Below are 12,013 nucleotides of genomic sequence, written 5' to 3'. Positions count from 1 at the left end.
CATAAATAATATATCTTTACAATAAGGTTTTGGCAAAGCTAGAAATATAGATTATCAGCAAATTAATTAATTTAGCTCTTCTTCTTTTCTCATAAGCTTTCATTCTTTATGTAAACCAATATCTTGATACTGTTCTAGTATGTTTCCTGCTTTTGCTATATTCGAATAAAAAGTCGATATTATTAATTCTGGATCATTATACTTAATTTTTACTTAAACGCAGTGCCGTATCAGCGAGAATTGAACGATGATGTTTAATCATATTATTGATTCTAGTAACAGGTACATCAATATCACTAGCAAGCTTGCTTTGACTAATACCCATAGGCTCCATAAATTCTTCTAGTAAAATTTGTTCCGGTGAAATAGGAGGTAATTTGTTTGTCATAAATTCTTGGTTTTGTTGCATTGACTGTTTTATGTCATTCCATCGCAGGCGGGAATCCAGTAAAGCCTATAAAAACAAGTTTTTATAGGCTTATTTTGTCGAATATACAACTTCTATATCGATATTGAAGTTATTGTTCTGGATCACCACTTTTGCGGGGATGGCATTGAGTAGGTTTTTCGATACACGCAACAACTCATCAATTCTTGCCTAATTAAATATTTTTCATAGAGTCAAGCACAGTTTCAAGAATCATACTAGCAGCTACTGCATCATCGTTATTATCACGGTCTTTTCTTTTCATCCCAAATGATTTAAGGAAATTATTTGCAGCTTTTGTAGTTAGTCTTTCATCCTGTAAATATATAGGCAAGTTTATAGATTTTGTGAATTCTTCGGCAAATTTCATCACCATATTTGTTTGCTCCGTTACTGCTCCACTCATATCAATCGGCATACCTATTACAACACCGCAAACTTTATATTTTTCAACTATACTAAGCAAAGAAGTAATAACAATTTTTTTATTTATCTCAGTTATAGTATTTAACGGCATAGCAATACTACGTTCTTGATTAGATAATGCGATTCCTAATTTTTTGCTTCCGTAATCAATAGCTATGAGCGGAGAGTTCAGAATTAAAAGCCGAGAAAATGCTTGAAGGTTTTTTATTATCATGGTAGTTATTAAGTCTACTTATATTATACTCGTTGAACTTCGTATCACTACTATTTATTTCATATTACTTAATTTATGCTCAAAACTATTCAAAAACATATAGATATCAAATTAATTAAATTATCAGCGGTTTTAGCGTTTGTTTATTGTTTGTTATTTAATACCGCAATATTGATTTATAAATTTGATTATTATAAAGCAATAATCTTTAAAGGGATATTAGAATTATCAAAAGATTGTTGTTATATTTATATATTTTCTTTTATAACATTTTTCGGTCTTAGCGTACATAGATTAGTACTAAAAGCCGGCGTAGGGTTTTTATTTATGACATCCGCTATTGCTAGTTATTACATTTATTTCTTCAAAATCAATCCTACTAAACAAGTAATAGGTAGTTTTTTCTCAACAGATTTAAACGAAGTCTATGAATTAACCAGCATTAAGTTAGTAATATGGATAATTTTTTGCCTTTTTACCTGTTTTTATATTCTCAAATCATTTGCAGCCGAAAATTCTAAATCATGCGTAACAAAATTATTATCTGCCGCTTGCTTACTTATTTTTGTATATAATATTATTACTCCTTCATTTAAGATACTAAAAAATTATTTTCCCATTCAGTATTTACATAATAGCTACCTTAATTTTGCTGGAACTTTCGGTGATAAAAATTATGCATATATAGATATTAGCAAACAATATAATTTTATAGATAACTCCGACGCTGATATTATAGGAGTTTTAGTTATAGGCGAATCGGCAAGATTTGACCATTTCGGTATTAACGGTTATGAACGAGATACAACCCCTTACTTAAAAACCACCCCAAATCTAACTTCCTTCAAAGCTAAATCCTCTTCTAACCTTACTTATCTTTCCGTACCGTCGTTACTTTCACGCTATCCTGCAAGTCAAATTGAAAAGACTAGACAAGAAAACAGCTTTTTATCAATTTTAACAAATCTTGGCTTTCATACTACTTGGATTGGTACCCAAACTTTAATGAGGAGTTTTGCAAATTTTGACCTCAGTAATATATATAATGACATTAATTTTACTATAGTACCGGGCGGCTCTGCCCTCTTTTCTTTAAATGATCATGATGAAAAAATATTACCTTTCATAAAAGAAATAATAACAAACTCAGAGAAGCAATTTTTAGTAGTTCACACTTCCGGCAGCCATTGGAACTATAATGCAAGATATCCAAAAGAGTTTGAGTATTTTACCCCTACATGTCCTATTAAGGTTAAGGGAGATGCAAGCGATTGCGATAAGCTTGAGTTAGTGAACAGTTATGATAATTCTATTTTATATACCGATTTTTTTTTATCTAATTTAATAGATTTGCTTAAAGATAAAAATGCATTTTTATTATATGTATCCGATCACGGCGAGTCCCTCGGAGAAAATGGTTATTACGGTCACGGCGGTCCACTACTTGCAGAACAAATAACCGTACCTCTTATAGTTTGGGTATCAGATGATTTTCAAACTAAATATCCTAAATCAGTATCTTCAATTAAAAATTATGCTAATACCGAGATTAGCCATGATTATGTATTTCATTCAATCCTTGACTGTTTAAATATAGATTCTGACATAATAGATAAAAACTTAAGTATATGTAAATCTAGTTAAAAATTATTGCATTATTAAAAAATTTATATATAAATTGAGAACTCAAGAATTATATGGTTTATTATTATGTCTGATATACCTAAACTAGACGACTATTATTATAGATTTTTACAAAGTATTTTACTTAAAACACTAAAATAGAATAAAGCTGCTGAAACTTCTTTATTACAGAAAGATGTGAATAGTGCTTTAAATGAGATAAAAATATAAATGAACAACTTGAAGAATGTTCAAATATTCTTCCGTTACTCAAAGTAATCAAAACTTATTTCATAGATAAAAAATATATAATTAAGTATAACTAAAACAATTGGTCAAAATTTTGATGTCATTGTTGCATGGATCGATTTTTTAGTCATTGCGAGAAGAAACTGTAAATTTCGACGAAGCAAGGAAGAAAAAAAAATTCTGTAAATCAGAATTTTTTAAATTATTTTTCTGGATTGCCACGTCGCTTCGCTTCTCGCAATGACGATGCGGGCATCAATGCAACAATACTCAGTTGGAATGCGACAGACCAAACTATATCATAAAACCACTGGTTTTAAGCAATGCCAAGTATCGTGTTATTTAAATTCTTTTCTTATAATCAAAAATAATATATAGTAGGATGGACTTCTTACAAAATTAGCTTATAGAGCGGCATTTGAAGGAGACACGGAAGCACTTGCCACCACGGCGTACACACTGGTACGTGAGGATGCGAGTGTAGGGTTGACGTACAAATTACCCCTAGAAGTAGAATTTTGTAAGAAGTTTAATAAAAAGGTATTGAGTTATGGAATATGCATTATTAATTTTCAGTATTATAGCGATTTTAGTGATAATACAAATGGTTAAAGTTGTACCTCAACAGCAAGCATGGGTAGTAGAAAAACTTGGCAAATTTGATAAAGTACTGCAGCCTGGTTTAAATTTACTCATCCCTGTCATTCAGAGAGTAGCATACAAACATACTTTAAAAGAAGAAGCAATAGACGTTACCGCTCAAACAGCTATTTCAAACGATAATGTAACATTATCTATAGACGGTGTTTTATATGTTAAAATAATTGATCCGATAGCAGCATCTTACGGTGTTAATAATCCTTACTATGCCATAACACAGCTTGCTCAAACTACTATGCGTTCGGAAATCGGTAAACTCCCTTTAGATAGAACTTTTGAAGAGCGCGAAACTTTAAACGTAGCAATTGTAACAGCTATTAATCAGGCTGCTATAAATTGGGGCATACAATGTATGCGTTATGAAATTAAAGATATTCAACCTCCGCAAACTATCCTTAAAGCTATGGAATTGCAGGTAGCGGCAGAGCGTCAAAAAAGAGCTCAAATTCTAGAATCGGAAGGTAATAGACAAGCAAAAATTAACCACGCAGAAGGTGAAAAAGCACAAATCGTACTGAATTCAGAAGCTTCTTATACAGATCAAGTTAACAGAGCCAAAGGTGAAGCTGAAGCAATAGGCTTAGTCGCTACCGCTACGGCCAATAGTATTGAGATTGTCGCAGCTGTCGTACAAAAAGCAGGAGGAAGCGATGCAGTAGCTCTTAAAATAGCCGAGCAATATATTAGTGCATTCGGTAATTTGGCTAAGGATACCAACACCGTCATTTTACCCGCAAATCTTTCAGAACCGGGTAGTTTTATAACAGGAGCGTTAACTATATTTAACCAATTAAAAGCTTCTTCAGAAAAGAAAATAGATAAGTAACAATTTATAAAGATTTATTATTGTAATAATAATGAGTTTTATATATCATATCAGATTATTAATTAATAAAAGGTTATGAATATGTCAGTATTTGTCGGCAAAACTGCTCCGGATTTTACAGCTAAAGCTATTATGCCTAATAATAATATAGACGAAAAGTTTAAACTTAGCGATTATGCTGCAGGGGATAATATAGTGTTATTTTTTTATCCCCTAGATTTTACTTTTGTTTGTCCATCGGAAATTATAGCATTTCACAATAAGCTTGGCGAATTTACCGAAAGACGTACTAAAGTAGTAGCGGTTAGCGTTGATTCCCATTTTAGCCATTTAGCTTGGAAAAATACTCCGCATAATAAAGGCGGACTTGGACAAGTACAATTTCCAATGGTTTCCGATATAAAAAAGGATATTTCTTCAAAATATAACGTACTTAATGAAGACTGTTTTGCTTTGCGTGGAACTTTTTTAATTGATAAGGATTTCATAGTGCGTCACATGCTAGTTAACGACTTACCTATCGGTCGTGATATTAATTATACATTAAAAGTAATCGATGCTTTAACTCATCATCAAAAACACGGTGAAGTTTGTCCTGCCGGCTGGCATAAAGGTGAGGAAGCAATTACCCCGTCACATGAAGGTATAGCACATTATTTAAGCTCACATGCTGAGAAGCTGTAGATGATGTCATTCAGCGTGTATCGGTTTTTTCGTCATTACAAGAAGTATTATGCAGTAATTCGACGAAGCAATCCAGTAAAAAATTCTGATTTACAGAATTTGTTATAATTATTTTTCTGAATTGCCACACGAACTAACATTCGCTTGCAATGACGATTCGATTGCACAGCACAATACTAATTAAACTTACCTAATGCTAAAAAAATTATTTTCTGCTCCTAAAATATCTTATGATATTGAAACAATTAATATTTTACGTCTTATTAGGAGTGACAATATCGGTCCTAAAACTTTCTGTAGTTTAATTCAATTATTCGGTGATGCAGGAACTGCTATAGATAATGCTCCGGATTTTTCATTACAAGGCGGACAGTCAAAACAAATTAAAATTTTCAATAAAAGCGATGCTGCAAAAGAAATGGACCTGCTTAAAAAAAATGATACAAAAATCATCACCTATAATGCGCCAGAATATTCAAAATCATTACTTGAAATTTATGATCTACAGAGTTATTAAATAATAATAAATGCGTTGCAATTGGAGGTGCAAGAAATTCTTCTGCAAACAGAAGAAGCTTCGCTCATAAAATTGTAAATGACTTGGTAAAAGACGGTTATATAACTGCTTCATGACTCGCAAGAGGGATAAATATCAGTATACATCAAGCTGCAATTTCTCAAACTATCGGAGTTATTGCAGGTGATATTGATCATATATATCCACCGAAAAATAAAAAACTATTTGAAAATTTAGCAGAAGAAGGGTTAATATTAGCTGAGTTACCTGTTGGCTCTACCACGCTTGGAAAACATTTTCTACAGCATAATAGGATAATATCGGGACTAGCATTATGGATAGTAGAAGCAAGCTTAAAATCCGGTGCATTAATAACTCCAAAATTTGTACTTGAACAAAATAGGGAAATATTTGCAGTTCCAGGTTTTCCTTTAGATCCAAGGTATCGAGGTACAAATAAGTTGATTAGAGAGGGAGCATATTTAGTGGAATCAGTGGATGATATTGTAGCTAATTTACCGCAATATGAAAAATTTATGAAAAAAGATTATGGATTATTTAAGGATTTTGTTGAGCTAGGAACAGTAAATACGAGATATGTTAAAGGAGCTTACTGCTATATTGGAATTACTATCAGCAGCACCGATAGATTTTAAATATTTACAAAAAGAAACGGAATTACCGCTTCCTATTATATATACGTAATATTAGAATTAGAACTCGCCGGCAAAACAATACTTCACACCGGCAATAAAATATCATTAGTTTATAATAAATAGATGAAATTAGTAATAGTAGAATCGCCAGCAAAGGCAAAAACGATAAATAAATATTTAGGTGATGAGTTTAAGGTCATTGCATCATTCGGTCACATCAGAGATTTACCTTCAAAAAAAGGCTCGGTATTGCCTGATGAAAATTTTGCAATGAAATACGATATTTCCGATAAAGCCAGTAAATATGTAGATGCCATAGTTAAAGATGCTAAAAAAGCTGATTCAGTATATCTTGCAACCGATCCTGATCGTGAAGGTGAATCTATCTCATGGCATGTTGCAGAGGTAATAAAAGAAAAGAATAAAGTTAAATCCGATGATTTTTTCAAAAGAGTAGCCTTTAATGAGATTACTAAAAAAGCAATTATTCATGCCGTTGAGAACCCTAGGAAACTTGACACTAATTTAGTAAATGCCCAACAAGCAAGAAGAGCTTTAGACTATTTAGTTGGCTTTACCCTTTCGCCTCTTTTATGGCGTAAGTTACCGGGATGTAAATCGGCGGGACGTGTACAATCCGTGGCTCTGCGATTAATATGTGAGCGAGAAGATAAAATAGAGCGTTTTAAGTCAGAAGAATATTGGGATATTAGCATCAAAATACAAAGTAGTAATAATGAACTATTTACTGCTCAATTGACTCATGTAAACGATCAGAAATTAGAAAAATTTTCAATTATTAACGCAAAAGACGCCAAAGATTTAACTGAAAAATTAAAATCTCAAAAATTTCACGTTGATAAGATAGAAAAGAAACAACAAAAACGTGCACCGCAACCTCCTTTTATTACTTCATCACTACAACAAGAAGCAGCAAGAAAATTAGGTTTTAGTGCTAAAAAGACTATGCAAATAGCACAAAAACTTTATGAGGGCGTTGACATAGGTAAGGAAACTATAGGACTTATTACCTATATGAGAACCGACGGCGTTACATTATCAAATGACGCAATAGCAGATATACGTAAGTTAATTGATACAAGCTATGGCAATAAATATTTACCTAGTAGCCCTAGAATTTACAAATCCAAAGTAAAAAACGCTCAAGAAGCTCATGAGGCGATAAGACCGACAAATATCACTTATACTCCCGATAACTTAAAAGAACTGCTAGAAAAGGATTATTATAAGCTTTATGAGTTGATTTGGAAAAGAACTGTAGCCTGCCAAATGGAAAATGTGATAATGGATTTGGTGGTTGCAAGTTTAGCTTCGGAAAATAAAGAATATTTAGCAAAAGCAACCGGATCGACTATCACCTTTGATGGATTTTATAAAATTTATCGTGAAAGTGTAGACGATGAAGATGAAGAAGAAAATAAAATGCTACCGCCTTTAAAAGAACAAGAATCGCTTAAAACTAAAGAAATTATTCCGAATCAGCATTTTACTGAACCACCTCCAAGATATTCGGAGGCAAGTTTAGTGAAAAAACTTGAAGAGCTTGGGATCGGTCGCCCTTCGACATATGCCAGTATTTTATCGGTTTTACAAGATCGCAAATATGTAACGCTCGAAAAAAAGCGTTTTATACCTGAAGAGCTTGGACGTCTAGTAACGGTATTTTTGGTTGGGTTTTTCAGAAAATATGTAGAATATGATTTTACTGCAGGTCTTGAAAACGAGTTAGATGAAATAGCAGCGGGCAAGCTTGAGTGGAAAGCCGCATTAAATAATTTTTGGAGTGGTTTTAACAATAATATTAAATCGGTAAACGAACAAAAAATAACCGAGATTATTAGCTATGTACAGAAAGCACTTGATTATCATTTATTCGGTGAAAATAAAGAATCTAAAGTTTGTCCTTCATGTAAAACAGGTGAGCTTAGCTTAAAGCTCGGTAAGTTCGGGGCATTTTTAGCATGTAGTAATTACCCTGAATGTACTTTTAGAAAATCTATTGTTAGCGGTAACGATAATAACGAAAATGAAGCCGAACTTTCCGCTATTCCTAATGGAAATAAAATTTTAGGCACTGATAAAGACGGGATAGAAATATATCTGAAAAAAGGACCTTACGGACCTTATATTCAACACGGCGAACAAGAAGGAAAAGTAAAGCCAAAACGTAGCCCCATACCTGCTATCTTGAATCAAAACGACATCACACTTGAGATTGCATTAAAGCTTCTAAGCCTACCGCTTAAAATCGGTATTCATAAAGATAGCGGCGAGGAAATTATGATAGGATACGGTAAATTCGGTCCTTACATAAAATATATGAGTAAGTTTATCTCTATACCTAAAAAATATGATTTTCTAAATTTAAGCTTAGATGATGCGATGAAGCTAATTGAAGATAATAATGCGAAGTTAGAAACGACACAGGGGTAATCGTTATAATACAGTGGCTTGACAAGCGTTGTTGCATAGCTCGGTTTTCCAGCATTACGAGAAGCAACTGCAAGTTTCGACGAAGCAATCCAGTAAAAAATTCTTTAAATCAGAATTGTTTTATTATTGTTCTGGATTGCCGCACGGTCTTCGACCGCTCGCAATGACAATTTTCGAGCGATGCAACAATGCCGGCTTGACCACAGCATGACATAGTTCTTTAATAGGATGACAATTAATAAAATTACTTATTTATGACAAAAGTTATAACACGATTTGCTCCGTCACCGACCGGTATGTTACATGTCGGAAATATCAGGGTAGCATTGCTTAACTGGCTATATGCAAAGAAACATAACGGGCAGTTTATTTTAAGATTTGACGATACGGATTTAGAGCGTAGTAAACAGGAATATAAAGACGCTATAAAAGACGATTTAAAATTTTTAAATCTTCATTGGGATCAGACATTTAATCAATTAAGTCGTTTAAGTAGATATGATGAAATCAAAAATCTATTATTAGATAAAAAAAGATTATATGCATGCTATGAGACTCCAGACGAACTAGAATTAAAGCGTAAATTTCAGTTATCTAAAGGTCTACCGCCGATGTATGACCGTGCTAGCTTAAATCTAACAGAAGAACAAACAGAAAAATATATAGAACAAGGAAGAAACCCGCATTATAGATTTCTGGTAAATCATGAACCGATTAGCTGGCATGATATGATCAAAGGCGAAATTCAATATGACGGCAAGGCTTTAAGCGATCCAATAGTGATAAGAGCGGACGGTAGTATGACATATATGTTATGCTCGGTTATTGACGATATTGATTATGATATTACTCATATTATTAGGGGTGAAGATCACGTTAGCAATACAGCTATTCAAATTCAAATGTTTGAGGCTTTAAATAATACTCCTACGACTTTTGGACATTTAAGTTTAATAATCAATAAAGATGAGAAAATTTCTAAACGAGTGGGAGGGTTTGAGATCACAACTCTTAGAAAAGAAATCGGGATCGAAGCTATGGCAATAGCTAGCTTTTTTAGCTTACTTGGTTCATCGGCACAAATCTTGCCTTATAAATCAATGGAGAAGCTAATAAATCAATTTGAGATAAGCAGTTTTTCTAAAAGCCCGACTATTTATCAACCAAAAGATTTAGAAAGATTAAACCATAAATTATTAATAAGTTTAGATTTTGACGAAGTAAAAGACCACCTTAAAGAAATAGATGCCGAGTATATTGATGAAAATTTTTGGTTATCGATAAGACCTAACTTGCAAAAATTACGTGATGTAAAAGACTGGTGGGAAATTTGTCATCACACTCCGAATGTAGAAAGTCTAAATTTAGATCAGGAATATTTAAAACAAGCAGCAGAATTATTACCGCAAGGTGCAATTACTAAAGATAGCTGGAGCATTTGGACTAAAGAAATAACAAATATAACAGGCAGAAAAGGTAAGGAGCTATTTCTACCTCTTCGCCTTGCTTTAACCGGCAGAGAATCAGGACCGGAAATTGCAGATGTTTTACCTTTGATTAGTAGGGAAGAGATAGTAAAACGATTAACTAGTGCGTAACTCTCTATGTCATTCCTAACTAAAAGCATTATTGCGTGTCTTGAAAAACCTGTTCTATGTCATCCACACGAAAGCTGAGATCAACTACTTTAAAACTTTTTAAAAGCTCGATTTATTATGGGTTCCTGCTCTCGCAGGAATGACATAAAAGCATGATGACAATATTGTAACTATAATACTCTATCATATTAGTATTAATACACCGGCAAGTTCTGCAGTATCGCCGTAGATATTATCAGCAATAAGCAAAACTATACCTGATGCTCCTGCCATTAAACATTCCACAATTTCACAAGCTACATATCCTACAGCTCTCCCTGCTTTTATTGTATTTTCTGCACGTTTGATAGAATCGTACGGCGAAATTGCAATTGCTCCTAAGGCACAAACACCTATAATAACAGGCGGATTGTAATAAGCAAAAGTGGCAAGGCTTGCTACAGTTGCTTGAGCAAATGTAGCTATAAAAGAATAATTAGTGCTTACATCAGAAATAACATCTTGAATAGAACATACAGCACTTGCACCATTCACTATCACATTAATAGCATGTTCTGTTGCCAAGGTAGTATATCTGCCGCAGCTTTGGTAGCATTGTACAAATAAATGGAAAAATGCTTTTTATCCTTTGATAATTTTATTTATATAAGAAGCTATTTCTTCATCTTTAAGATCATACTAACCATGCAGAGAAAGATATACAGTATTGTTTTTGCTCGACAATTTTGTAAACACGTAAATCACCCGCTGAATAAACTGCATTATATAATTCAATCGGCGTAGCTTTAAATTTCGTGCTTTTACTACTAAGCCCATAATCTGATATCGCTTGCCAAGCTTCACGAATATTATGGTAAATCTAAAATAACTGCACCGCTTATATCGCCTATTATTTCCGTTTCAACTTTAATAGCTGAAACAGCCATATTAGACAAAGGTGTTATTTTATAATTTATTTACCGATAAGTATTTGCAAATACTAGAGTTGGAATTAGAATTATGAATATTATCAAAAAATTTTTTAGACAGTACATTTACAAAACTCATGGATTTTAGAGATTATTTAGATTGTTGTACGACTCTTGATGCCATTTCTGCGTGGCATTGTTGCATGGAGCAGTTTCACCCACATCATCCCCCGTGGCGTGACCACAGGATCCAGTTAAAAATACTAAAATTATTAGTATTTTTATTATTTTTGGGCCCCCGTGGTCAAGCGAACTAGGTGACACAGTAGGTTTTACCGCTCCACGCAACAATAGCTGCTCGCAATGACGATATCTATGTATACATATATTCTATCTAATAATTATTCCTGACAATTAATTTATAAGCTTCTTCATCTTCAAGCAATTTAGCGTTTTCTATTAAATATGATTCTTGAAATTTGGTAAGTTTTGGATCAGGTTCGCCTATTAAGTTTTTAAGCACGTCAAATAAAATGCCTAAAAACCGATGTTATTCTTTTTACAATAATCTCTTACATCTTCCACATATTTCGCACTGTCATCAATAAATACAAGAAAACTAGCATTTAGCTCTTCAGAAAATTTCAATAAAGTACCGCTATTTGAATGATTACCGGTTATGAATATACCCTTATAAAAAATAGCATCATCTTTTCATACTGAATTATAAATTGCTAATTTTTCATTATTTGAAAACTCGATACCCAGCTC

12 protein-coding genes and 3 pseudogenes are annotated in these 12,013 nt (G+C 33.0%); 10 read left to right on the top strand and 5 right to left on the bottom strand.

Annotation, left to right across the window (positions count from 1 at the left end; genetic code table 11):
* Positions 1-202: 202 nt before the first annotated feature.
* Positions 203-325, bottom strand: a complete 123-nt coding sequence (locus tag A1C_RS09220; RefSeq protein ID WP_052290664.1) for a helix-turn-helix transcriptional regulator — start codon at positions 323-325, stop codon at positions 203-205.
* A 277-nt stretch (positions 326-602) separates the two neighbouring features.
* Positions 603-1,067 carry a Holliday junction resolvase RuvX gene (gene ruvX, locus A1C_RS02225; RefSeq protein WP_012149427.1) on the bottom strand — a complete coding sequence of 155 codons (465 nt, stop codon included), beginning with the start codon at positions 1,065-1,067 and terminating at the stop codon, positions 603-605.
* 75 nt (positions 1,068-1,142) lie between these two features.
* Here ruvX and A1C_RS02220 point away from each other — a divergent pair, with 75 nt between their 5' ends.
* From A1C_RS02220 to gltX, 10 genes and pseudogenes are all read left to right on the top strand, one after another.
* Positions 1,143-2,711 (top strand): phosphoethanolamine transferase, encoded by a 1,569-nt coding sequence (locus A1C_RS02220; RefSeq protein ID WP_012149426.1) that lies wholly within the window; start codon positions 1,143-1,145, stop codon positions 2,709-2,711.
* Positions 2,712-2,777: 66 nt separating this feature from the next.
* Positions 2,778-3,016: pseudogene (locus tag A1C_RS06685) on the top strand (hypothetical protein).
* 313 nt (positions 3,017-3,329) lie between these two features.
* Positions 3,330-3,473, top strand: a pseudogene (locus A1C_RS08460) (palindromic element RPE1 domain-containing protein); the annotation flags it as partial.
* 16 nt (positions 3,474-3,489) lie between these two features.
* On the top strand, positions 3,490-4,425 hold the full coding sequence (locus A1C_RS02215) for an SPFH domain-containing protein (RefSeq protein ID WP_012149425.1): 936 nt from the start codon (positions 3,490-3,492) through the stop codon (positions 4,423-4,425).
* Positions 4,426-4,506: 81 nt separating this feature from the next.
* The gene (locus tag A1C_RS02210) at positions 4,507-5,109 is read left to right on the top strand and encodes a peroxiredoxin (protein ID WP_012149424.1); all 603 of its coding nucleotides are present in this window, start codon (positions 4,507-4,509) and stop codon (positions 5,107-5,109) included.
* Positions 5,110-5,302: 193 nt separating this feature from the next.
* The gene (locus tag A1C_RS06675; RefSeq protein ID WP_012149423.1) at positions 5,303-5,626 is read left to right on the top strand and encodes a DNA processing protein DprA; all 324 of its coding nucleotides are present in this window, start codon (positions 5,303-5,305) and stop codon (positions 5,624-5,626) included.
* Between the two features lie 128 nt (positions 5,627-5,754).
* Positions 5,755-6,057 (top strand): annotated as a pseudogene (locus A1C_RS08455) (DNA-processing protein DprA); the annotation flags it as partial.
* Positions 6,058-6,111: 54 nt separating this feature from the next.
* Positions 6,112-6,282, top strand: a complete 171-nt coding sequence (locus A1C_RS08450; protein ID WP_232279066.1) for a hypothetical protein — start codon at positions 6,112-6,114, stop codon at positions 6,280-6,282.
* A gap of 123 nt (positions 6,283-6,405) precedes the next feature.
* Positions 6,406-8,736 carry a type I DNA topoisomerase gene (topA, locus tag A1C_RS02200; RefSeq protein WP_012149421.1) on the top strand — a complete coding sequence of 777 codons (2,331 nt, stop codon included), beginning with the start codon at positions 6,406-6,408 and terminating at the stop codon, positions 8,734-8,736.
* A 254-nt stretch (positions 8,737-8,990) separates the two neighbouring features.
* Positions 8,991-10,334: a glutamate--tRNA ligase gene (gene gltX / locus A1C_RS02195; RefSeq protein WP_012149420.1), complete on the top strand. Its 1,344-nt coding sequence runs from the start codon at positions 8,991-8,993 to the stop codon at positions 10,332-10,334.
* A 183-nt stretch (positions 10,335-10,517) separates the two neighbouring features.
* On the opposite strand, the gene A1C_RS08050 is transcribed toward gltX, so the two are convergent.
* From A1C_RS08050 to A1C_RS08445, 3 genes are all read right to left on the bottom strand, one after another.
* Positions 10,518-10,898 carry a hypothetical protein gene (locus A1C_RS08050; RefSeq protein ID WP_012149419.1) on the bottom strand — a complete coding sequence of 127 codons (381 nt, stop codon included), beginning with the start codon at positions 10,896-10,898 and terminating at the stop codon, positions 10,518-10,520.
* A gap of 738 nt (positions 10,899-11,636) precedes the next feature.
* On the bottom strand, positions 11,637-11,765 hold the full coding sequence (locus A1C_RS09075) for a hypothetical protein (protein ID WP_012149416.1): 129 nt from the start codon (positions 11,763-11,765) through the stop codon (positions 11,637-11,639).
* 14 nt (positions 11,766-11,779) lie between these two features.
* Positions 11,780-11,890, bottom strand: coding sequence for a DUF2608 domain-containing protein (locus tag A1C_RS08445; RefSeq protein WP_012149415.1), 111 nt, complete (start codon positions 11,888-11,890; stop codon positions 11,780-11,782).
* Between the last annotated feature and the right edge of the window lie 123 nt (positions 11,891-12,013).

This window comes from Rickettsia akari str. Hartford, assembly GCF_000018205.1.
GTDB lineage: Bacteria > Pseudomonadota > Alphaproteobacteria > Rickettsiales > Rickettsiaceae > Rickettsia > Rickettsia akari.
The sequence above is the reverse complement of the archived record's forward strand: the minus strand, read 5'-3'. Positions and strand labels throughout refer to the sequence as shown.